Source organism: Gemmata palustris (genome assembly GCF_017939745.1).
GTDB classification, from domain to species: Bacteria; Planctomycetota; Planctomycetia; order Gemmatales; family Gemmataceae; genus Gemmata; species Gemmata palustris.
In genome coordinates this window covers 6,220,934-6,242,936 of sequence record NZ_JAGKQQ010000001.1, presented here as the reverse complement: position 1 = coordinate 6,242,936, position 22,003 = coordinate 6,220,934, and the positions used below count along the sequence as shown (strand labels likewise).

Annotated in this window: 16 protein-coding genes; 8 read left to right on the top strand and 8 right to left on the bottom strand. The window is 62.0% G+C overall.

Annotation, left to right across the window (positions count from 1 at the left end; translation table 11 throughout):
• Positions 1-89 precede the first annotated feature (89 nt).
• Together J8F10_RS25935 and J8F10_RS25930 are read left to right on the top strand one after the other, a co-directional pair.
• On the top strand, positions 90-1,001 hold the full coding sequence (locus J8F10_RS25935; RefSeq protein ID WP_210658926.1) for an AAA family ATPase: 912 nt from the start codon (positions 90-92) through the stop codon (positions 999-1,001).
• The gene (locus J8F10_RS25930; RefSeq protein WP_210658924.1) at positions 994-4,071 is read left to right on the top strand and encodes an SAV_2336 N-terminal domain-related protein; all 3,078 of its coding nucleotides are present in this window, start codon (positions 994-996) and stop codon (positions 4,069-4,071) included. Before J8F10_RS25935 ends, J8F10_RS25930 begins: the two co-directional genes overlap by 8 nt.
• Positions 4,072-4,286: 215 nt before the next feature.
• On the opposite strand, the gene J8F10_RS25925 is transcribed toward J8F10_RS25930, so the two are convergent.
• From J8F10_RS25925 to J8F10_RS25910, 4 genes are all read right to left on the bottom strand, one after another.
• A complete protein-coding gene (locus tag J8F10_RS25925; protein ID WP_210658922.1) occupies positions 4,287-4,712 on the bottom strand; it encodes a hypothetical protein in 426 nt (141 codons plus the stop codon).
• Positions 4,713-5,573: 861 nt separating this feature from the next.
• On the bottom strand, positions 5,574-5,933 hold the full coding sequence (locus J8F10_RS25920; protein WP_390891153.1) for an FKBP-type peptidyl-prolyl cis-trans isomerase: 360 nt from the start codon (positions 5,931-5,933) through the stop codon (positions 5,574-5,576).
• A gap of 198 nt (positions 5,934-6,131) precedes the next feature.
• Entirely contained in the window at positions 6,132-6,563 is a 432-nt protein-coding gene (locus tag J8F10_RS25915) for an FKBP-type peptidyl-prolyl cis-trans isomerase (RefSeq protein WP_390891152.1), read from the bottom strand.
• 33 nt (positions 6,564-6,596) lie between these two features.
• Positions 6,597-7,844, bottom strand: a complete 1,248-nt coding sequence (locus J8F10_RS25910; RefSeq protein WP_210658917.1) for a TIGR02996 domain-containing protein — start codon at positions 7,842-7,844, stop codon at positions 6,597-6,599.
• 489 nt (positions 7,845-8,333) lie between these two features.
• On the opposite strand from J8F10_RS25910, the gene J8F10_RS25905 reads away from it, so the two are divergent.
• Entirely contained in the window at positions 8,334-9,395 is a 1,062-nt protein-coding gene (locus J8F10_RS25905) for a hypothetical protein (protein WP_210658915.1), read from the top strand.
• A gap of 115 nt (positions 9,396-9,510) precedes the next feature.
• Here J8F10_RS25905 and J8F10_RS25900 read toward each other — a convergent pair whose 3' ends face one another.
• Complete coding sequence (locus tag J8F10_RS25900; RefSeq protein ID WP_210658913.1) at positions 9,511-10,503, bottom strand: alpha/beta hydrolase family protein; 993 nt, start codon at positions 10,501-10,503, stop codon at positions 9,511-9,513.
• A gap of 23 nt (positions 10,504-10,526) precedes the next feature.
• Positions 10,527-11,399: a DUF6585 family protein gene (locus J8F10_RS25895; protein WP_210658911.1), complete on the bottom strand. Its 873-nt coding sequence runs from the start codon at positions 11,397-11,399 to the stop codon at positions 10,527-10,529.
• Between the two features lie 96 nt (positions 11,400-11,495).
• Here J8F10_RS25895 and J8F10_RS25890 point away from each other — a divergent pair, with 96 nt between their 5' ends.
• From J8F10_RS25890 to J8F10_RS25875, 4 genes are all read left to right on the top strand, one after another.
• Positions 11,496-12,353 carry an OB-fold protein gene (locus J8F10_RS25890; protein ID WP_210658909.1) on the top strand — a complete coding sequence of 286 codons (858 nt, stop codon included), beginning with the start codon at positions 11,496-11,498 and terminating at the stop codon, positions 12,351-12,353.
• Positions 12,354-12,415: 62 nt separating this feature from the next.
• Complete coding sequence (aroF, locus tag J8F10_RS25885; protein WP_210658907.1) at positions 12,416-13,429, top strand: 3-deoxy-7-phosphoheptulonate synthase; 1,014 nt, start codon at positions 12,416-12,418, stop codon at positions 13,427-13,429.
• A gap of 163 nt (positions 13,430-13,592) precedes the next feature.
• Positions 13,593-14,363 (top strand): 3-keto-disaccharide hydrolase, encoded by a 771-nt coding sequence (locus tag J8F10_RS25880; protein WP_210658905.1) that lies wholly within the window; start codon positions 13,593-13,595, stop codon positions 14,361-14,363.
• Between the two features lie 227 nt (positions 14,364-14,590).
• On the top strand, positions 14,591-15,355 hold the full coding sequence (locus J8F10_RS25875; protein ID WP_210658902.1) for a TraR/DksA family transcriptional regulator: 765 nt from the start codon (positions 14,591-14,593) through the stop codon (positions 15,353-15,355).
• A 152-nt stretch (positions 15,356-15,507) separates the two neighbouring features.
• Here J8F10_RS25875 and J8F10_RS39275 read toward each other — a convergent pair whose 3' ends face one another.
• On the bottom strand, positions 15,508-19,371 hold the full coding sequence (locus tag J8F10_RS39275; RefSeq protein ID WP_246523586.1) for a PAS domain S-box protein: 3,864 nt from the start codon (positions 19,369-19,371) through the stop codon (positions 15,508-15,510).
• 191 nt (positions 19,372-19,562) lie between these two features.
• The gene (locus tag J8F10_RS25855; protein WP_210658899.1) at positions 19,563-20,051 is read right to left on the bottom strand and encodes a gluconokinase; all 489 of its coding nucleotides are present in this window, start codon (positions 20,049-20,051) and stop codon (positions 19,563-19,565) included.
• Between the two features lie 461 nt (positions 20,052-20,512).
• Between J8F10_RS25855 and nusA the strand changes: the two genes are divergently transcribed.
• Entirely contained in the window at positions 20,513-22,003 is a 1,491-nt protein-coding gene (nusA, locus tag J8F10_RS25850; RefSeq protein WP_210658897.1) for a transcription termination factor NusA, read from the top strand.

Below are 22,003 nucleotides of genomic sequence, written 5' to 3'. Positions count from 1 at the left end.
CGACTGACCAGCCCACCGCACCCCCGCCGTGGTACGTCTTCCGTGGTTCGGGAGACCACAGAGAACGGCTGAAACGGCTGAGTTCTTCCGTGCCACCCTGGCGGGACTTCTCGGAATCTCTGCCAGCTTTCGATTCGCAATACCATTGCGACGATAAAGTCGCCGAAGTCGTGAATGCTGCCATCCTGCTTCGACGACCGCTGTTGGTCACAGGGCGACCAGGATCGGGCAAATCGTCTCTGGCTCGAGCGATTGCGGATGACCTACGACTCGGAGAGGTACTCACTTGGCCGATCAACTCCCGCTCGACCCTGACCGAAGGACTTTACACCTACGACGCGATCGCCCGGTTGCGGGATGCACAACTCCCGCTGAAGAAAGGGGAGGCTCACAAACCAATCGGTGAATATATCCGACTCAATGCACTCGGAACAGCTCTCTATGGCCACCCCAAAAAGGCGGCGGGGAACCCGCGGGTGTTGCTGATCGACGAGATCGACAAGAGCGACATCGACCTGCCGAATGACCTGCTCCACGTCTTTGAGCGGGGCGAATTCGAGATCCCAGAACTCGTGCGCCTCGCCGATCGGCTGGCAAGTGAGGTAGTGGAAACCGCAGATCCGCCTCCACGTGGTTCATCCCGGAGTCGCGTTCCAATTGAGGGCGGGGTGGTGAGGTGTACGAGCTTCCCGATCGTGATCATGACAAGTAACGGCGAACGGGATTTCCCTCCCGCATTCTTCCGGCGCTGCCTTCGCGTCAAACTCCCTGATCCAACGCTGGAGCACTTGACGGCAATTATCCACGCCCACTTCAGGCAGTGCAACTCAGAGGCCAAGGAATTGATCAATGAATTCCTGAAATCGCTGAGTCAGAACCGAGAATTGGCAAACGACCAACTGATGAACGCCGTGCATCTGTTGACCGTGGCGCGAATACCCGATGCCGAGCAACGAGTCAGTTTGCGCGAATTGCTCTTCAAAGGACTCACCAGTGAGTAAGCCGGCCACCAGTAACACGCTGAACGGCGTCGTTGAGCAATGCAAACTGCTTGACGGAATGAATGTCGAATACACCGCTGAAGACGTGGCCGACGCGGTGTGGCTCGCCGCACGGATGTGTGAGGTGCGTGTTCCGGAAGAGCAGGAAATTCGTGCCCCCTCAGCTGCCGAGCAAGCAGATTCGCCGCCAAGACCGGACGATTCCGTCGCGCCTGTCCGAACGTCGGTCGGCGAGAGTGCAGTCCCGATGGAGGAACGCGCCCCCGTCTACCTGCCACGAAGCGAGTCAAAGATCGGTGGCACATCTCTGCGAATCCCGCTCCCAACACCGGCGCCAGACATACCAAAGTTGGCTCACGCGCTTCGCGCGTTGATGGCTCGCCAACCGTCACGCGCCCGGAATATTCTCAACATCGACGCGACGGCGCGGAGGTTCTCAGAGGAACAGTTCCTCGATCCCGTCTACACGCCAGACTCAGTACGTGGTGTAGATCTTTCGGTCGTTCTCGATATCGGACCTTCGATGGCTGTCTGGGCACACACGCAAGCTGAGCTTCTGCAAGAGCTCGAGCGCCTGCGAGGATTCCGGCAGGTGCGGGTCGGGACGTTAGAAAGTGGAGGGGCTGCTCCAGTTGTCCGGTTCACCTCTTCCGTGTCGAATTCTCAGAAAGGGAACCCTGGTTCCAACGAAGGTTTGGGGTTGATCAGATCTTCGTATCGGAACGTGGTGCTAGTCGTCACCGATGCCGTGTCGGCAGCATGGCACAGCGCGGGAATTGGAAAGATGTTGGCCGAGTGGTCGCGGCGCGGGAGAGTCGCGATCGTCCAGGTGCTGCCGCCCCGGTTGTGGTCACGTACTGCCCTAGGGCCCCTCCCCGAGGTCGTCCTGCGGTCGCTAGGTGACATCCACGAGTTGATGCGGGACATTCACTGTCAGGGTGAACAAAACCGGCGAGACGAGCCTCTGATCCCAGTTGTCCCGCTCAGTCAGGAAGGGTTGCGGAACCTGTCGCTCCTGATTGTTGGGCGCAGAAAGGTTAGTGTCGCGGGACGGGTGTTCGTGAACAGCACGTCTGGTAGGGGGCAACTTAACTCCGGCATTGCGGATCGAGACGTTCTTAGTCACTTCCGGCGGGCGGCCTCTCCACAAGCCCGCCGTCTTGCGGCGTTACTCACATCCACGAACCGAGTCAATCTGCAGGTCCTCCGATTACTCGCTGCTGTCGGCGATGAAGCTGGGAACCGACTCAGCATGGAACATGTCGCCGAAGTATGGTTGGGTAATTTGTTGACCCCACTTTCGCCCGATGTTTACACTTTCCGCGCTGGCGTTCGAGACGGTCTAGGGAACGAACTCTCGTCAACCGAAGGGCGTGAACTCGTCAAGCGCACCGCAGACACGATTAAAGCGAACCTCCACCGTCACTCGAGGTTGAGCGGGGTAGTGAGAGGAAACGACTCAGTTGGACGCTGGAGTGAATCACTCACTCAACTATCCGGAGATATCCTCCGCGAACTCTGTGAGGAATGGGCACGACAACTGCCGTTCGAAGCCGGTGATTCATTGAGAGAGCCATCTTCGCGGTGTGACTCGCTCACTGCGGGAGAGGAGTCTCATTTTGAAGAGCAGATGTTACTCGGCATGGAATCCGGTCCTCTTGATCCTCGTGCCTTGCCGAAGGTTGTAACGGGGATACTCGACTTGCATCAAACAGTTCGCGAGTGGGTCGAGAAGTCGGCCAAAGTGCAGGAGCATGAGCACATAAAGCAGAACCTCGCTTATGTCGATCTGTTGTTCTCGTTCGCGCTGGGGAAACTCGGCGAATCGACACAGGCGAAAAAATTACTCGAAGATGTTTGGATGTCGCTAGATACCCCGGTCTCGATGATCAATGAATCAGCGATTATAAAGACGGAGGTGCGAAAAATTTTATTCATGGCATTCAAGTACCGAATCGAGCAGGCGATCATTGGGGGGACACATGCTGGGCCGATGTCACCGGAGGTGACGAAGGCAAGGGAGATAATCGCTGTCAAAAGCAGAAATGAGGGGATCAACAATCCGTATAAGACTATTGTGTACGCCATCGACCGGATGTTTGAAGTGTCGATGGTCTTGGAACCACATGAAAGAATCGACTCAAGTCAAGAATATTACAATCGCGCAATTAAGCTAAGAGAGGTATTCCGCGAGCTATCCGCTATGCACGATGCGCAGACGCTGGCCGATCGAATCCGTCGTTTGTACCGAGAGGGTGCGAGTGGCGAGAAGTCAACTAAGGATGAGCAGTCCTGGATATTGCGCCACACAATCCCGCTAACTCTACGAGTGAGCGCTGATTTCGCCGCCGAAATGCTCGAATACGTTGTCGAAGGCAGGCCTTTTGATTGGTCAGCAGAATACAGAGAATGGAAAGTATCACCTTGGAGGGCTGAAGGCCAACTGCTGACCCGGTCTCTTTTTGTGGCAGCTCACTTCGGCTATGACAAGATCGCTAAGAAACTGGTTACGCATTTTGCCGACCTCGTCCACAGCAGCAAGGCGGAGTCGCGTTTCAAGTTGATTTGCGAAGGTGCGGGCCAACTATTTCGAAGTCTTCAAAGACTCGGCCTAATGGACGAGGCTAAGCAGTTCCTGACGCAGTTGCAGGTCAAGGTATTGGAGGGAGCAAAGCTGGAGAAACTCCGGAAGAAGTACGCACATGAGCCTCGATCGTGGAATCGAGTGTTGCAGACATTACTGAGCCTCGCCGCAGGCTGGATGAGGTTTGGTATGAAGGACCAAGCCTTGCCAATCCTGAACGAGGCGCGGAACAATCTGCTCAACCAAAATGGTTCCGATTTGCAGTCGCTTGATTACACAAATTTAGCCACAATGTATGTGGGCGCGCTGGCTCAGGCCCCACTGGAGGTGGCGCAAGCGCAGATCACGGAATTGTTCGAAGCAATGGACCCAAGGCGGATCAGCAACACATTTACGACTGCGCCGTATTACTCGCGACTGCACTTCGTCCTCGTTGAAGCTACTATCTTATCCCTGTGCCGTATGGCATACCGCGTTGATCTGTAGCTAACCTGCCTGTACTAATTCTAATGGATCGGCAACTGCTATCCAACGTTACCCACGCGAACAGGACCTCGTGTGAGTTTCAGAGGCCGACAGTTCGCGCCCCTCTAACGGCGACGGCTTCACGATCGCCACTTCTCAAAGTTTATCGAAACCCCTTGGTACGCGCCCGGCGCATCACGTCATTGACGAGTGAGTTACCTTCGGGGTTGGTTTTCTCAACCCGAGGGCGTTTCGATGAACGAGTCCGTTTTCCCGGTCGATCCGACGAGCGCGCCCAACCGCCGGTCCGGCCACTCGATGTCTATATCTCTGACCTGACGCTCCACCCGTTCAAATTGCCTGCAGTTGAGTTCCGCAAGCAGAGTCGTGAGGTAAGCTAACTCGGTAGCCGTCAATAGTCGGGCAGCGGTAACTCCGTTAGCTACAGGCGCTCCACCAGTGAGGACCGATTCGGCTCGCGCTCCCACGCCGAACGTTGGCGACTCGGCGATCCACATAGCCCGCTCTAAGTCCTCGCTACCCGCCTGACTATCGGCGTAACGCTCAGTGATCTCGACAGCTTCGAGGCTACGAAGATCGTAGAACAGATGGCTGATTTTCCGGCACCCGGCGACGAGATAGAGGTGATATTTTCGGTCCATTCGGTCGGCACCTAAGTATCGAAGGAGTGCCATCGGGTCGGCACACGCCCCCGAATTCCGCTTCGGTCACTGGTCGCCCCCTGGAACCACTCCCGGCGTGACCGATCGTGGTCCCGGTGCCAAGTCCGCACCGAGTCGCTTCCGAAGACGGCCCCGAGAGGAAGAAGACGAGAAGACCGCTCCCAGAACAGACCCGAATTTGTTCAAGTTGAATAAAATGCTCCCCGGCCGATCAATAGCCATTGCCGATGGTTACGATCGCAATCGATAGGCAATGTCAGTCCGCTCTTGGTTTTAGGGGTGCCTTTGCTGCCTTTTCTTTCCCTTCGGAGCCGTCTTACCACGAACCCCACCAGATCGCATTAGCGTGCAACGGCGGGCCGGACGCCGCTCCAAACGAGTTGGGACCGGTTCGCGGTCGAACAGCGTTTTAGGGCACCGAATTTGGCGCGTGCCTCAAGAATTTTTGGAGCAGGTGTACTACACCCGGTGGGATCTACAATTTGGGGTTATTCGAGGTTATCACAGGTCAGCAAGAAGGCGTCTCAAACGCTGGAAAATGAAGCATATTCTGCGATTTGATGGGAATGTAAAGAAATGTCAAATATCATTTAGAAGGCGGATGCTCTATCCAGTTGAGCTACGGGCGCAGAGCGCTCATTTTCGAGCCATTCTGAGTGGTTCTGGAAATCGGTCGCGGGGCGCCACCCCAAACCTCACCTCACAAGTCCACGCCGACACCAAAACCGAGGGCCAGTAAGGGAAGTGGTGTCTCAACGCCTTTCATCTTTTTACATCAGACCGGTCGGCGGGCCAAGAAGGTTCATGGGCACTCGGCCGCAAAGATTGCGCAAACCACCGCTACTTTGACTCGAACAATTCGATCTCGAACACCAGTGTCGCGTTCGGCGGAATCGGTCCAGTGCCACGGGCACCGTATCCGAGTTCGGCCGGAACCTTGAGCCGGCGAACACCGCCCGGTTTCATACCCGGAACGCCCTCCTGCCAACCCTTGACAAGGCTGCCCAGCGGGAACTCGGCTTTCTCGCCGCGGTCCAGGCTACTATCGAATTTCGTGTTCTTCTCGTCAGTAAGCCAACCAGTGTAGTGAACCACCACGGTCGCACCGGGTTTCACTTCCTCGCCCTTACCCTCTTTCACGTCCCAGATTTCCAGGCCGGATTTCGTCTTCTTCCACTCCTTCGCGTCGAGCTTCGGCATCAGGTGTTTCGGCACCGGCGCCGCTGTGACGAACGGCGCAAGTACAAGCGCGGCAGCCAGTGTGCAGATCGTCACCGGACGCATTGGTGGTCCCTCGAAGTGGTAACGCGAAACCCATGTGACTTCGGATCGATCCAGTATCTCAGCAGCGGATCGAAGACTCAATACGCTCGGCCTTCGATCCGCAAGCAGTTCTCGTTACTTCGACTCGAACAGCTCGATCTCGAACACCAGCGTCGCGCCGCCGGGGATCTTCCCGCGCCCCTTCGGGCCGTAAGCCAGGTCCGCGGGGATCTTGAGCCGGCGCACGCCGCCCGGCTTCATGCCCGGGATGCCTTCCTGCCAGCCCTTGATGAGGTTGTCCAGCGGGAACTCGGCCTTCTCGCCGCGGTCCACGCTGCTGTCGAACTTCGTCGCGTCGTCGTCGGTGAGCCAGCCGGTGTAATGGATGACGACCGTGGCGCCCTCCTTCACCGCATCGCCTTTGCCTTCCTTCACGTCCCAGATTTCCAGGCCGGACTTCGTCTTCTTCCATTCCTTGGCGTCGAGCTTCGGGCGCTCGAGCTTCTTGTCCTCGCCCGTGGCGAACGGGGCGATCGTGAACGCGGCGGCCAGGGCGCAGATGGTCATCAGACGCATTTGACGGGTCTCCTGAAGTGAGTGTCACGCCAGAACCACGCGCGGGCCGAACCGACGGGTCAGCTCGTCGCGGCACGCGGTGCTGATCCGCGTTGCCGGCAGTTCCAGCCTTTCCAGCTTATCCGGGTCGAGGGCGTCGGCTACCGCGTGTACGCACTCGTCGGACAGGAACGGCTCGGCACCAGGTGCTTGCTGGCCCGCGTTCACGAGCATTTCGGCCACGCGCGCGACCCAGTTCGGGTCCGCGTCGAGTACCCGCAGCCGGCGCAATCGCGGGAGCACCGGCGAGCGCGAAAGAGCCACGAACGCGGGCCAGTAGTCCGGTCCGCGGATCGGTCCGGTCGGGCGCGGGTACATGTGAGCCATCTGCGCGAGAATCCCCGCGATGGCGTTACCGAGAACGCTCCAGAGGCCGCCGAGCGGTTGTGACTCCTCGACCTCGTGGACCCCGAACACCAGCTCTTCGAGATGCTCCAGGGTGCAGGATTCCGCCACCTCGCACAACGAATCGGGCGTGCTGATTCCGCTCAGCGTCAGGGATCGCAGCCCGGCCCATACTGGCTTGTGGACCAGTCCGCGAACGATGCTCGGTGACCCGAGCGGCATCACCTTGAGTGAAGTCAATCCGTTCAGGGGCGCGCGAAACAAAAGGTCCGCGATGTCCGCGGTGAGTCGATCAAGCACCAGTTCGGTGACCTTCGCGAGGTGCGGGCCGTCCAAACTGTTCCACTCGAACTCGCTCAGTTCGTTTGTGACGCGCAACCGGCAGAACGGGGCCTGGTCGAACCACAGGCCGAACTGTCCGGTGAGCGTGTCGATGGTGAACCTGTGGATCGCGAGCATCTCCGGGAAGCCGGCGTAAAACTGCGCGGTGAACTCGTGTTCGTCGGAGCGAATCGAGTACGCTTCGGGGTTCGCGATGTACGGTTCACCCGTCACACGCTTGTCGCTGCCAACGAAGCGCTTGAGCCGCGCGCGGAGCTTCGGGCTGGGCACATACGGTTCCGGTAACCCGAGTGCCACACACACCGGGCGCCACCACTCGATCCAGTGCGCCGCGAACAAACCCTGGCACTGGGCCACCAGCGCGGGGCGGCGGGGATCGTCGTCAGGCGTTCCTTCGAGGGTGACCTGCGCGCGGATGAATTCCGCCCGAGTTGCGTCACCCGGCTCACCGCTCTCGTCGAGCGCGTCCGCGAACACCAGCCGCACGGTGCGGTCGGATGGGTTGTCGACGATGGCCGCATACAGTGCGTCAAGCGTGCTCGACATTCGTGTTTATCTTTGTGCCTTGTGAATAGACATCACGATCGAATTGCCATCCATTAGGACATCGCGCGACACTAACATCTGCTAACAATTTGGGCCTTTAGGAGTGTGCGCCGAACGGAAATCGCACTATAAAGCTTGTTTTCAAGACAATTTGCATCCAAGCACGTTCGGAGAACCAGCACGGGCGACTAACATTCGCCAACATCCCCGCTGCTCTCGCCTCCATTGTCACCCTCGGAGCGGCACTCTCCAAAGCGCGTTCAGTCAGTCGGGTTCCATATTGTATCGTGGTCGCGATTGTGAACGAACGATGAGAAGGCATTTGATGGAGTAGGCCAAAACGCGAAACGCCCCCCACCTTTCTCCTTGCATCTTCATCACCGCGCCGGATGATACACTCTCACGGGGCCGACGATTAGCCCCGGTTCGCCTCCCCAATTTTGGCTCCGCTGAATGCAACTCGGCGGGGCACTCCAATCGAGGACTGTCATGCGCACCAAGCTGCTCGTGACCGCGCTGGTTTTGGCGTCGGCCGCCGTGGGGCGGGCCGACGACGGCCTGACCAAGGGCACCCCGGACGTGAAGTCGGTCACCGCTCTGGCGTTCGGCCCGAAGGGGCTGCTGTTCGTTGGCGATTCCGCCGGCGCCGCGGTCTTCGCGTTTGACACCGGAGACACCAAGCCAGCCGGCGATAAGCCGCTGAACGTCGAGAAGATCGACGCGAAAATCGCGTCCGCGCTGGGCGTGACCGAGAAGGACGTGAAGATCACGGACCTGAAGGTGAACCCGGCGTCGGGCAACGTGTACATCAGCGCGACCCGTGGAACCGGGGCCGGTGAGCCCGCGCTCCTTAAGATCGCCCGTGATGGTACCGTGAGTGCCGTTGCTCTCAAGGATCTGGCTTTCTCTAAGGTAACGCTCCCCAACCCGGCGACCGCTGCCAAGGACGCCCCGCTCGTTATCACTCAGTTGGGATTCGTGGACGGCAAGGTGATCGTGGCCGGGCTGTCGAACGAGGAATTCGCCAGCACGCTCCGCGTGATCCCGTTCCCGTTCAAGGACGCCGACAAGGGCGCCGGGATCAAGATCTTCCACGGGGCGCACGGCAAGTTGGAAACGAACGCCCCGATCCGCACGTTCGTCGCGTACAAGATCGGGCAGGACGACAACATCCTGGCCGCGTACACCTGCACCCCGCTCGTCAAGATCCCCGTTTCCGATCTGAAGGCCGGCGCGAAGGTGAACGGCACCACGATCGCGGAGCTCGGGAACCGCAACCGCCCGCTCGACATGATCGTTTACACGAAGGGTGGCAAGGACTACATCCTGATGGCAAACTCCGCCCGCGGGGTGATGAAGGTTCCGACGGAGGGCGTGGACAAGGCCGAAGCGATCACCGCGCGCCCGGCGGGCGACACGGCCGGCCTCAAGTACGAGAGCATCAAGGAACTCACGGACGTGATGCAGCTCGACAAGCTCGACGACGGCCACGCGCTGCTGCTCGTCAAGAACGGGACGCTGCACGACCTGAAGACCGTTCCGCTGCCGTAAACCGACTGGGCGAACGGCCGGCGTGAGCCGGCTGGTGAATCTGGATAGCGCTACCAAACAGGATGCTTCACCGGCCGGCTCACGCCGGCCGTTCGCCGTAATAGCTCGATCGTAATCACTTCTTCAACTCCGCCTCAATGAACTCATACGCGGTCTTGCGCGCGTCAGCGGGGAAGTCGTGTCCCGCGTCCGGGTAGAGCGCTTTTAACTTGTTCGCTGCTTTGAGCGCCTTGTACGCGGGCTCCGCGGCGGCAATCACGTCTCGCACGCCACTCACTTCAAAGTTATCGTCCTTTTCTGGCGCGACCGCGAGGAACGCACGCGGCGCGAAGCTGGTCACCACGTCCGAGAAGTCGAACGGCATTTTCTTCGGATCGTTACCGAACTCCCGCGCGATGAGCGGCATGTACCGCTCGCTCGTCCAGCCCTTCAGGTTGCCTTTGTAATACTTCGCGAAGCTGCAAAATCCGCAACTCGAAACGATCACCTTCAGCCGCTCGTCGAACGCGGCGGTGAACATGGAGTTGTGCCCGCCGAGCGAGTGCCCGATCACCCCGATGCGCTCGCCGTCCACTTCCGGTAACGATTGTAGGTAGTCCACCGCGCGCATGTTGTTCCAGACGGCCTTCATCGTGCCCGACTGGTAGTCGCCGCGCTTGAACGCCTCCTGGAAGTCGTACTTGTAGTCGCCGAAGCTCGGGTAATCGGGGGCAAGACATACGAACCCGCGCTTCACGAGGTGCAGTGCCTGAGCCTTGCTGTCCTGTTTGCCCAACCCAATGGGTTCGTCCTTCCCGATCGAGATCGTCTGGTGCAAGCAGAGCATCGCGGGGGCTTTTTTGTCGCGTGTGGCCGTGTTCGGGACCAGTAACCACGCGGGGACGCGATCGCCCTTCTCCACCGCGAACGTGATCTTCAGCCGCACGTAGCCGTCGAGCTTTTCTTCGCTGACAACTTTCGGGTCGAGCGGAACCTTGCGATCCGCGTCGGGGAGCGGCCCCATTGCGCGTTCCATTTTCTTGCGCAGGGCCGCACGATCCGGCTCATCGGCCGCACGGAGCAGCGTGGGTGCAAGCGCGAATGCGAGTGCGAGGACAAGGCGCGACATGATTGACTCCGGTGAGGAGGGGTTCACTCTTTGTCCTGTTGCCCCGCGCGGTCCGGTTTCGGTTCTCTTCGTGGCGGGGAGAACGTGTGCTGGACCTCCCCGACGAGCGCGAACAGCACGTGCGGGTTCGGCACGCTGGCCATGTCGATGAGCACCCACGGGAGCCACTTGCCGGTCTGCTTGATGGAGAGCTTGCCCTGCGCGATGACGAGTTCCTTCAGCTCGCGCCACGGGAGCAGTTTGCCGTTGTGCCGCAGCCCCGCGAAGCCGACTTCGAGTTCGCCGAACGCCAGGCGCTCGCCGGCGAAGAACTGCTCGCGGACCCGGGGCCAGAGCGCGGTGAACGTGCGCGTTTGGACCTGCTCCGCGAGCTGGTCGTAGTCCGTCAGGGCCGAGCCGAAGTGCGCTTCCACGCCGTCCTCGCGCAGCACTGTTAGCCCGGCGTCCCACAACTTGAACGTGGGCACATCGACCGGAATCCAGCACGCGGTCGGGGTGCCGTCGGTGCCGTGGGTGATTTCCGCCCCGGTCGCGCGCTGCACCTTCAGTTGAATGTGGGCGATCTCGGCCCACGGAAACGAGTCCACCTCGCCGCGCCGTAAACGCAACAGGCCCGTGGGGTAAATGAGGACGTACAGCCCGCGGTTGCGGTACATGTGCAACAGCAGCGTTGCCCCCGAGAGCGGCAAAAAGACCAGTAGCAGTAGCTCGAAGTGCCCGAACGTGGCAGGGCCGTGAACCCACCACAAATAGTTGGCCACGAGCCCGTACAGGAGCAGGAGGACGCCGAACAAGAGTTTGGTCAGGAACCGCGCCCGGCTGATGCGGAAGAACGCATCCGGCTCACCGAGCTCGGTGTGTGCCCACTGGAGGTGCTCATCGTCCGGCAAGTCCATGCGGCCCTCGGAATGGGAATGCCGTCATTCACTATAATACGGTTCCCCATTCGCGGTTGGGATCGGGAATGCCCGCATCAACTGGAGAAGTTGCCCATGTTCGCCGTAAACCACTGGCAACGGATCGCCATTCTGATTTTGTTCACGGTTGTACTTGCGGGCTGCGGCAAGAAGGACGAAGTGCCGAAGATAGAAGACAATCCAAAGTTAGCCGATCCGCCCAAAGTGGAGAAAAAGAACGGGGATATCACAACGGATGACTTGCGTCGCGCCGCGAAAGCCGCGGGCGGCGATCTGGACACCAAGAAGCCAGAGCCGACGAATGCACCCGAGTCACTCGCGAAAGTGAAACCGGACGTTGTCATCACGGCCGAAGAATGGGCCAAGCAGTCCGAGGATGCGGGTAAACCTAGCGCGCCATTCGATAAGAACGTGGGCAAAATCGTCGATCTAACGGGAGTCGTCAAAAACGTTGGTGTCTATCTCGCTTTGGAAACGACTCCCGATCGCCTGCCGCTCATTGTTCCGACAACAGAAAAAGAACCGTGGAAAAAGGTGTTTCCCGGACAGACCGTTCGACTCCGTGCGCGGATCAATGAACTCGTGCATTGGGAAATCATTGATGTGAAAGGGGCAATGCCCGACAAATTCACTGCTGAGCAGCTAGCCCGCGAAGTGGCCGCAGACAAGAAAGGGATGGAGAGCAAGTACAAAGATAAGTACATCATCGTAAGCGGGATCATCGAGAAGGCAGAAGTGAGTGAGTACGGTCACGCTTATGTAACATTGAAATCGCCGAGTGGCGGTGGCGTTGTGAAGTGCTTTTTTTCAGGTTCGCTAGGTAGTGAAAAGGCAAGGAACAAGAGCTTTCAGCCTGGTATGAAACTCGTTGCTGTGGGGGGGTATGATGGAACTTCCTTGGGCGTCTGCCAAGCAATGGAATTGGCTCCATAGAGTGTCTTGCGGCCCGTGAATTGGTGGGTTGCATCGCTTCCACTTACTTTCGGTACGTTTCTATGCTCGTTGTCATGCAGTCTCACGCCGCTCAGTCGCAGGTCGACAAAGTGGTGCAGGTGATCGAGGGCCAGGGGCTGACCCCGCACGTGATGCCCGGCGCCACCCGGACCGCGATCGGGATCACCGGGAACACCGGGGCGGTCGATAAGTCGCTCTTTGAAGTGCTGCCCGGGGTCGAGGAGGCGATTCGCGTTACCAAGCCGTACAAACTCGCCAGCCGCGAGATGAAGCGCGACGACACCACGATTCCGCTCGCGCAAGACACGATCGGCCCCAAGAACTTCACGATCATCGCCGGGCCGTGTTCGGTCGAGTCCGAAGCGATGATGATTAAGACCGCCGAATACCTCGTTTCGCGCGGGGTCAAGTTCCTGCGGGCCGGCGCGTTCAAGCCGCGGAGCAGCCCGTACAGCTTCCAAGGGTTGGGAATCGAGGGGCTGCGCATTCTCGAAAAGGCTCGTACTGAGACCGGGATCGGCATCGTCACCGAACTGATGGACACGGAGAACGCGAGCGCCGTCGAGGAGTCCGCCGACATCATTCAGATCGGCACGCGGAACATGCAGAACTTCTCGCTGCTCAAGCGCGTGGGCAAGTGCCGCAAGCCGGTGTTGCTGAAGCGCGGGATGAGCGCGACCCTCGAAGAGTGGCTGATGGCGGCCGAGTACATCATGGCCGGCGGGAACTACCAAGTTATTCTGTGCGAGCGCGGCGTTCGGACGTTCTCCGATCACAGCCGCAACACGCTCGACCTCTCGGTGATCCCGCCCGCGAAGGCTCTGTGCCATTTGCCGATCTTCGTGGACCCGAGCCACGGGACCGGCAAGCGCGCCTATGTACCGGCGATGTCACTCGCGTCACTGGCCGCAGGCGCTGACGGCCTGCTGATCGAGGTCCACCCCGAACCGGACCGCGCGATGTCCGACGGCGCCCAGTCGCTCGACTTCGCCGCCCTCGACGCGCTGCTCACACGCCTCAAGGCACTCGCGCCCGCGTTCGGCCGGACGGTGTAATTGTTCTAACCGCGCGCTGAAACTCCCGTTTCTCACAAGTGTCTGATGAACCGGGAGCATCAGCGCGCGAAGAAATCTCGTCTTGCTGTTCGCTTCTGGACAGCGCTACTCCCCGCGCGGATACTGACCCGGTCGCCCTCCACCCCTCCCCCGAGGCCCTCCGATGCGATCCGCTGCGCTCGCGCTCACGTCCCTGTTACTCGTTCCGCTCGTCGCCCTGATACCGGCCCGCGCCGAACCGCCGAAACCGGAAAAATTCGACGAAACCGGCTTCGTTTCCATCTTCGACGGCAAGTCGCTTGATGGGTGGAAGGTGTCCGCGAAGACCGGTCACAGCGGCACGACCAAGAACAAGAGCGGCGGTAAATGGGTGATCGAGAAGGGCGCCATCGTCGGCAGCCAGGACGTGCCCGGTAACGGCGGTATCGTCATCACCGAGAAGGAGTACGGAGACTTCGAGGTGGCGCTGGAGATGAACAACGATTTCGGGCCGGATAGCGGCCTCTTCCTCCGCAGCACGGATACGGGTAAGTGCTATCAGGCGATGATCGACTACCACTCCGGCGGTAACCTGATGGGGGTTTACGGCGAGGGCATTGGTGGGAAGCCGCACGTGCAGAACTTCAGCTTCAAAAAGGAAGTGACCGACATCGAGGTGAAGGAGTACAAGCCGTTTCCGAGCCCGGTGGGTGCCGAAGACTGGGCGAAGTTTTGGAAGCACGGCGAGTGGAACGAGGTGCGCGCCCGGGTCGAGGGGAACCCGCCGAAGATCACGACCTGGATCAAGGGGGTGAAGTTCATGGAGTTCCAGGACACCGAGAAGCGGCTCGCGGACAAGGGCGGCATCGCGCTCCAGGTTCACGGCGGCGGCGACTACACCAAGCAGTTCGTTCGCTACCGCAACATCCGCGTCAAGGAAATCACCAAAAAGTAAAATCGCACAAGTGCTAGATCGTGTATCGGGCGTGAATTCTTAAAAGCGCCTTTCTCAATCTGTGGCCCGGTGGAGCGCGTGTCGTTCCGCCGGGCTACAAGCATTTCTGCACCGGCGTCGGGATTCATAAGCAGCGGTTCGTACCCGGTGCGGCCCATTATTCTCGAAACGAGGCACGATTCCTGCTTCATCAAAGGCGCTCTGATGGACACCCGGTGGAGAAAGTCATGAATCAACAACAACTTGATCGATATCGGAAGGTCTTGGGAGAGTTGGTGGATCGCGTCGGGAAAACGGCGGCTTCGCTGGAAGCCGAGGTCCGCGTGCCCCTGGGCGGTGAATCCGGGGGCGGCGTGTCGAACGCCCCAATGCACCTGGCCGATCTGGGCACGGGGACGTTTTCCCAGGAACTCGATGCCACGCTCCTGGAGAACGAAACGTACATCCGCGACGAGGCCGTTGCCGCTCTGGAACGCATCGAGCGTGGCACCTACGGGCGGTGCGAGCAATGCAAGCGCGACATCGGAGCCGCGCGACTCGGCGCTCTGCCCTATGTGCGGCACTGTGTCGCGTGTGCGTCCGCGCTCCAGTCCGGGCGCGCGGTGAACGTTAACGACGGGCGCCCCGCCACGTGGCTCGGCGAACCGGGGCACGAGTCTTCCGCCGAAGCCCTTCAGCGCGTCGTCGGGCGCGATTTGGGTGCCGATCCCAGCGACACCCACGCGGCCGGCACGCCGGGCGGTGGATCGGCGATCGGTGGACTGGCTGGAACGACCGTCGGCAGCGGCGCTTTGAGCGGCGCGAACTTGCAGGCGGCGATGGGAAGTGGTCCCCTCGATGAGGACGACACTTCCGACGAGGACGAGTTCCCGGCAGAAGCTGGTCCCAGTGGCGGAGCGGTCGGCGGAACACCGGCTAACAAGCGAGCGGCCGCCAAGACGAGCAAGCAGAACTCGCCCAAGCCCAGTGCCCGGCGCCCGAAACGGGCCTAACTCGTTTCAGGATCGGTGTAGGGGATCGAATGAGCCGCGACCGCAAGGGAGCTGGGGGCCTCCCGCTCCCTTGCGGTCGCGGCTCGTTACAGGGATGCCGAAACGGGCCTGAAGTGTTGTGCCGCCGCTCGCGTTCACTGCGCGGGCGACGTTCACTTGTGCTCGTTGCGCAATGTACCGAGCAGCTTTTCGAGGTCGGACAAGTTCACGGGCTTGACCAAGTGTCCGTCGCACCCCGCATCGCGAGACCGTTCCCGGTCGCTTTCTTGCCCCCAACCAGTTAGCGCGACGATGGCCATCTCCCGCCCCCACGGGTGCGAGCGAATGCGCCTAGTGGCGTCCAGCCCGTTGAGTTTGGGCATCCCGACGTCCATTAAAATGATCTCGGGCCGGAACTCCTCGGCCGCTGTTACTGCTTCCAAGCCGTCGTGCGCGGTTCGGACTTCTCCTCCCAACAAGCCGAGCATTTCGGCCATCGATTCCGCGCCGTCGTGGTTGTCGTCCACGACGAGCACGCGCCGCGTGCGCTTCGTCGGTGCAGTGCCGGTCTCGTGGGTTTCGTGGGGCAGTTCCGTTTGGTCGACCGGGATCGGTAATCGAACGGTGAACGTGCTCCCTTTATTCGGTCCCGCGCTCTCGGCCGTCACCGTGCCGCCGTGCATCTCGACCAGCCCCTTAACCAGCGCCAGACCGATCCCGAGCCCGCCCCGGCTGCGCTCGGTCGAGCGGTCCACCTGCGAGAACATGTCGAATACGGCCGACAGCGCGTCGGCCGGGATGCCGATTCCCGTGTCCCGGACCGAGACCACCGCCTCCGCGCTATTTCGCTCGGCCGAAACGTGAATCTGCCCACCCCGCGGGGTGTATTTGGCACTGTTGGTCAGCAGGTTGCTGAAGACTTGCGCGAGGCGCGTCAGGTCCGCGTCGAGAGAAATTGGTTCGGCGGGGAGCGCGACACGCAGCTCGTGCCCCGCGTCGTCGAGGAGCGGGCGCGCCGTCTCGACCGCGCTCGCCATTACTTCGGACAGCGAGACGCGCGTCCGGCGCAGTTCCATCTTGTTGCGGCTGATCCGGGACGCATCGAGCAGATCGTCGACCAGGCGCACCATGTGCGAGAGCTGCCGGTCCATCATGACGCGGGTGCGGGCGAGGGCGCTGGTGTCGGTCCCCGCGAGGTGCAGCACTTGGAGCCCGTTGCGGATCGGGGCTAGTGGGTTGCGCAGTTCGTGGGCGAGGAGCGCGATGAACTCGTCCTTGCGCTGGTCCGCGTCCCGCAGTTCTTGCTCCATCGCTTGCCGCTCGGTCACGTCGCGGGTGGTCCCGGCGACCGCTTCGACCTCGCCCTGCGCGCCGATGACGGGGACGAAAATGTAGTCGTAGATCCGGCGCCCGTTGGTGCCGTTGAACGGCACCTCGCCGCGGATCGGTTTCTTGGTCGCTCGCACCTGGTCGATCTCGCGGTCGTGCATCTCCGCGTGCCACGGTTCGTAGCCGATCTCCAGGAACGTCTTGCCGAGCGCCCCGTCCCGGCCGCGCCCCCACATCTCGATCAGTGCGTCGTTGGCGTACAGCACCCGGTGGTCGAGGCTGAACACGTACACGAAGTCGGGCGTGTTCGACAGGACCGTTTCGTACAGGCGCCGGCGCCGTTCGGACGCGGCCGTGACGCGGGCGAGCTCGGCCTCGGCGCGCTTGTGGTCGGTCAGGTCGATGCCCTGAACGAGAACGCCGGACACGGCCCCGGTCGCGTCGCGCATCGCCTGGAAGACGAACTCCAGAACCCGCTCTTCCAGCTCCCCGTTTCCGGTTCGGAGCATCACCCGCGCGTCCTTCCCGACATACGCCTCGCCGGTCCGGTAGACCCGGTCGAGGATCTCGAAGAACCCCTGCCCGTCCACCTCGGGAACGGCCTCGCGCACCGGCCGGCCGATAAGTTCGCGCCCGCCGAGCAGTTCGGCGCAGCGGTCGTTGGCGCGCTCGAACACGAGGGCCGGCCCGCGCAGAACGGCCACGAACGAGAGCGCGTGCTGAAAGACTTCTTCCAACTGCACCCGTTCCGCAGCGACCTCCGCGTAGAGCCGCCGTTCGGCCTCCGCCGCCCGCGCGCGTTCCAGGGCCTCCCAGCACCGGTCGACCACGGTCGTAACGAGCTGAATTTCCTCGGGCGCCCAGTGCCGGGGGGTCTGTGTGTGTACGGCCATCGCTGCCGTGAACCGCCCGCCCTTGTGAAGCGGGACGCAGATCACGGCCCGAATCGCGGTGGCCTCATACGTGGGCCGGTCGTTGAACCCGATCCGCGGATCGGTGCGCGCGTCGTTAACGATGTAGGGTTCGTTCGCGCGCATCAGGCGCTCGCACTCGGGGCCGAAGGCCGCAACCGGCCAGCGCCCGACGATGCTCGGAACGCCGCGCGGGTGGTCGCCCGTGATGACGAACACCGACTCGTTTTCGATTTCTGCGTAAGCACAGCGGTCCGCGTCCAGGTACTCGGCCAGCAGCCGGGCGGTGGCCGCCATTACTTCAGCGGCCCCGGACATCGATTGGGTGGTGACGGCCAACTCCGCCAAAAACCGCTGCCGATTTTCACTCTCACGCAGCGCGGACTCGGCCGCCTTTCGCGCGGTCACGTCCTGCACCACCCCGAGCATCCGAACCAGTTCCCCGGCCTCGTCGTACACGCCGCGCCCCCGGGCCGAGACCCAAACCGGCTCCGGGCGGTCGAGCGGGTACTCGATGTCGTAATCGGCCCGCGCAGCGACGGCCCGCGCGGCCTCGTCGCGCGCCCGGTCCCGGTGGTCCGGGTGAATGACCCGGCGCATCCACTCCCGGGTGTGAGTCGGTCCCGGGTCCGTGCCGTAGATCGCGACGGCGCGGTCCGAGAGGGAGATCCGATCCGTTTTGGGGTTCCACTCCCACGTTCCGAAATCCGCGGCGCCGACGGCGAGCCGAAGGGTCTCGGCCAGGCGCTCGCGCTCGTGCTCTTCGTGCTTCCGTTCGGTGATGTCGCGGAACACGAGGACGGCCCCGCCCACGCGCCCGTCGGGGTCGCGGATCGGGGCCGCGGAATCGTCGATCGGGTACTCGGTTCCGTCTTTGGCGATCAGGATCGTGTGGTTCGCCAGCCCGACGATCGCACCGAACTTGAGCGCCCGAAGGGCCGGGTTATCGACCGGCTCGCGCGTCGATTCGTTGACGATTCGGAACACTTCGGTGAGCGGGCGCCCGACCGCGTCGTCGTTCTGCCACCCGGTGAGTGCCTCGGCGACCGAGTTGAGAAGCGTGACGTTCCCCGCGAGATCGGTCGCGATGACCGCGTCCCCGATGCTCGCGAGCGTGGTCCGCAGCCACTCGCGCTGCTCCCACACGCGGGTGGTCGCGGCGGCCCGCGCCCGGTTACTGCGCCGGAGCAGCCAGACGAACATCCCGACCGCGGTCAGCCCGAACCCGGCGGACGCGGCGCCGAAGAGCCGGGCGCTGAAGTACGCCCGCTCGGTATCGATCCCGCGCGTGTGGAGGAGCGCCCGCTCCGTGGCCTCGATCTCGTCGACGGCGCGGTCCACATCGTCCAGCAATTGCCGGCCCGTGTCCCCCGCGACGAGCTTGCGGGCCGCTTCGAGCCCGCTCGATTCGCGCACGGCGACCGTCGCGTTCAGGTGTTCGATTACCCGGTCCACGCGGGCACCGAGGGCCGCGATTCGGGACTGCTGTTCGGGGTTGTCGGTGGTGAGTTCGGCCAGTCGGGTGAGCTTCGCGCGCGTTTGGGCCTCCGCGCTCCGAAATGATGTGCGGTCCCGGTCCGCGCCGGTGAGGATGAACGTTCGCTGGGTCGCTTCGAGGTCGCGCGCGCTGGCCCGAACGGTGCCGAGCGCGGCCAGCGCTTCCTGGGTGTGCGCGACCCATCGCGCGTCGTTGCGGACCTTGCGCGTGTTCCAGTACGAGACGCCGGCGTTGACGACGACGAGGGCGGCGAGGAGCCAGATACCGGTGAGCACGCCGCGGTCGAGTTCCTTGGCCATACTGCCCTCGTGCCTCACCGGGTTCGCGCGGCCGAGCGTGTGCGGTGGACCGGGCGACGAGGCAAAACCTCAATTGAGTAAACGGAATACGACCAAACTCGAGTCTCGCGGCATCTTACGCAGTTCGCCGCGCACCGTCCGGGAGCGCGCTCGCGCAAACTCGGTACTCGCGGGGTTCGATTCCGTTGGGGTCACAAACCGAGTTTCTTTTTGACTTCGGCCGCGATCACTTCGGGCGCGGGGGTGATATCGACGCGGATCGCATCGGCGGGCGGCTCCAGTGTCTCGAACTGACTGTGGAGCAAGTTCGGGTTCATGAAGTGCCCCGTGCGGGCCGCGAGGCGCTGGCGGATGACTTCTTCCGAACCGTGGAGGTACACGTACTGTACGCACTCCGGTTCGTTGCGTTCCAGATAGTCCTGGTAGGCGTGCTTCAACGCGGAACAGGCCAGCACGACATTTTCGCCCCGCGCGCACGCCTCATCGATCCGGTTCCTGAGCACGTTGAGCCACGGGCGCCGATCCTCATCCGTTAGCGGCTCTCCCCGGCGCATCTTTTCGACGTTCGCCGCCGGGTGGTGGTCGTCGGCCTCAACGAAAGTCCACCCGAGTTGCTCGGCCAGGATCTTGCCGACGGTCGATTTACCCGAGCCCGACACGCCCATGAGGACAACGATCATAACTGGCCCCGTCCCGAGAATTCCGGTTTCGTCACCGGTGCTTGCAAACAACGAGCCGAGAACACGCTCGCGCCGTTCTTCCCTCGAACGTAGGTCTCAATGGGGTTCGGGCGAGTTGTGGGCAGCGGTTCGATCCGAAGGGCGAACGGCCGGTGCGTCCGGTCGATCACAGATGTTGGTTCTGGCGTTTGCTCGCTCTCACCGGCCGTTTGCCACAACGTATTGCAGTTCTTCCACCATTTTTTCTCAACTGCCCCTCTTGCTTCCGCGCTGTACGGGCGCAACAATACGGGTGACAACCACACCAACGATGCACCGGCTTCGGGCCGCCCGCGTCGGGGTGTCGGGCGTCGGTCCCCGTGGCTCTCGGCCGCCGGACCGCACCCGGCAACCGCGGCGTGGAGCGTAATCCCAGCCGGTTTCGGCGTTTTTTCGCCGGCACCCCGCCGAGGGCCAAGAGCATGGCGATCAAGAAAGAAAAAGAAAAGGTCGAGGACACGGGTGCCAAGATCCTCGAACTCGTGGACAAGCTCCACGAAGAGCGGAAAATCGCCAAGGACGTGATCTTCAAGGGCATTGCGTCCGCGATCCAGGTGGCCGCCGAACGGCACTTCCAGGTGGAAGAGGGCGTGTTCGTCAGCATCGACGAGGCGACCGGCCACATCGTCGCCAAGTACGGCGACCAGGAACTCGACCCGATCACGCTCGGGCGCATCGCGGCGCAGTCGGCCAAGCAGATGATTATTCAGAAGATCCGCGAGGCCGAATCGGACACGGTGTTCAACGAGTTCACCGGTAAGAAGTACGAACTGCTGGTCGGCACCGTGACCCGCGTGGACGCCGGCACCGCCATTGTCTCTCTCGGAAAGAGCGAGGCCCTGCTGCCGCGGAGCGAGCAGATCCCCGGCGAAACGCACCACGTCGGTGAGCGCGTCAAAGCGATCATCATGGAGGTCCGCAAGCAGGGCAACCGCGTGAAGATCGTGCTGTCCCGCGCGCACCCGGAGTTCGTGAAGGCGCTGTTCGAGGAAGAGATCCCCGAGATCGACGAGCGCATCATCGACATCCGCGCGGTCGCCCGCGAAGCCGGGTACCGGTCCAAAGTGGCGGTGACCTCGATCGACATGAAGGTGGACGCGGTCGGCGCGTGCGTCGGCGTTCGCGGGAGCCGCATCAAGAACGTGATCGAGGAACTGAACGGCGAGCGCATCGACATCGTGCGCTGGAACGACGCGCTCCAGGTACTCATCCCCAACGCGCTACAGCCGGCGCAGATCTCGGACGTGTTCACCTACCCGCGCCTCGGCCGGGCCATCGTGCTCGTCACCGACGACCAGTTGTCGCTGGCCATCGGGCGCCGCGGGCAGAACGTGCGGCTCGCGTCCAAGCTCGTGGGCTGGGACATCGAGATCATGACGCACGACGAGCTGGCGGAATCGCTGGAGCGTGCCGAGCGCTGGTTCGGGCAGCTCCCGAATGCGTCGCTCGAACTCACGAACGTTCTCATTGAGGAAGGGTTCCTCTCTTATAATGACATCACCATGATCGACGCGGCCGGGCTCGCCGAGTTCTCGGGGCTCCCCGAGGACCAGGCCGACGAGGTCGTCATGTACGCGGAAGAGTACGCGGACGTGATGGAGCAGAGCGTCGAGGAAGAACGGCGCCAGGCCGAGCAAGCTGCCGCGGAGCAAGCGCGGGCGGACGCGGAACAGGCCCGGGCCGATGCGGAAGCACAGTCGGCCGAAACCGCCGAGGGCGCAGAGGGTGTCGCGGCTCTGGAAGCCGGGGAAGTTTCCGGGGTTTCCGAAGTCGGTGAGGGTGCCGCGGGTTCTGAGATTGGGGAAACTTCCGAACTCTCCGAACCCGAAGAGCCTACGATCGTCTCTAATTCCAGTGAGGAGACCGGTACACCGGCGCCCGCGCCTTCCGACGCGGACAAGCCGGCCGAATGA

What these genes read in the sequence shown, in the direction of transcription:
- J8F10_RS25855 (WP_210658899.1), bottom strand. Translation starts at nt 20,051, where the DNA reads ATGATCGTTGTCCTCATGGGCGTGTCGGGCTCGGGTAAATCGACCGTC.
- J8F10_RS25920 (WP_390891153.1), bottom strand. Translation starts at nt 5,933, where the DNA reads ATGCCGAAGCTCGACGCGAAGGAGTGGAAGAAGACGAAATCCGGCCTG.
- J8F10_RS25900 (WP_210658913.1), bottom strand. Translation starts at nt 10,503, where the DNA reads ATGTCGCGCCTTGTCCTCGCACTCGCATTCGCGCTTGCACCCACGCTG.
- J8F10_RS25910 (WP_210658917.1), bottom strand. Translation starts at nt 7,844, where the DNA reads ATGTCGAGCACGCTTGACGCACTGTATGCGGCCATCGTCGACAACCCA.
- J8F10_RS25925 (WP_210658922.1), bottom strand. Translation starts at nt 4,712, where the DNA reads ATGGACCGAAAATATCACCTCTATCTCGTCGCCGGGTGCCGGAAAATC.
- J8F10_RS25895 (WP_210658911.1), bottom strand. Translation starts at nt 11,399, where the DNA reads ATGGACTTGCCGGACGATGAGCACCTCCAGTGGGCACACACCGAGCTC.
- J8F10_RS25875 (WP_210658902.1), top strand. Translation starts at nt 14,591, where the DNA reads ATGAATCAACAACAACTTGATCGATATCGGAAGGTCTTGGGAGAGTTG.
- J8F10_RS25890 (WP_210658909.1), top strand. Translation starts at nt 11,496, where the DNA reads ATGTTCGCCGTAAACCACTGGCAACGGATCGCCATTCTGATTTTGTTC.
- aroF (WP_210658907.1), top strand. Translation starts at nt 12,416, where the DNA reads ATGCTCGTTGTCATGCAGTCTCACGCCGCTCAGTCGCAGGTCGACAAA.
- J8F10_RS39275 (WP_246523586.1), bottom strand. Translation starts at nt 19,371, where the DNA reads ATGGCCAAGGAACTCGACCGCGGCGTGCTCACCGGTATCTGGCTCCTC.
- J8F10_RS25880 (WP_210658905.1), top strand. Translation starts at nt 13,593, where the DNA reads ATGCGATCCGCTGCGCTCGCGCTCACGTCCCTGTTACTCGTTCCGCTC.
- J8F10_RS25905 (WP_210658915.1), top strand. Translation starts at nt 8,334, where the DNA reads ATGCGCACCAAGCTGCTCGTGACCGCGCTGGTTTTGGCGTCGGCCGCC.
- J8F10_RS25915 (WP_390891152.1), bottom strand. Translation starts at nt 6,563, where the DNA reads ATGACCATCTGCGCCCTGGCCGCCGCGTTCACGATCGCCCCGTTCGCC.
- nusA (WP_210658897.1), top strand. Translation starts at nt 20,513, where the DNA reads ATGGCGATCAAGAAAGAAAAAGAAAAGGTCGAGGACACGGGTGCCAAG.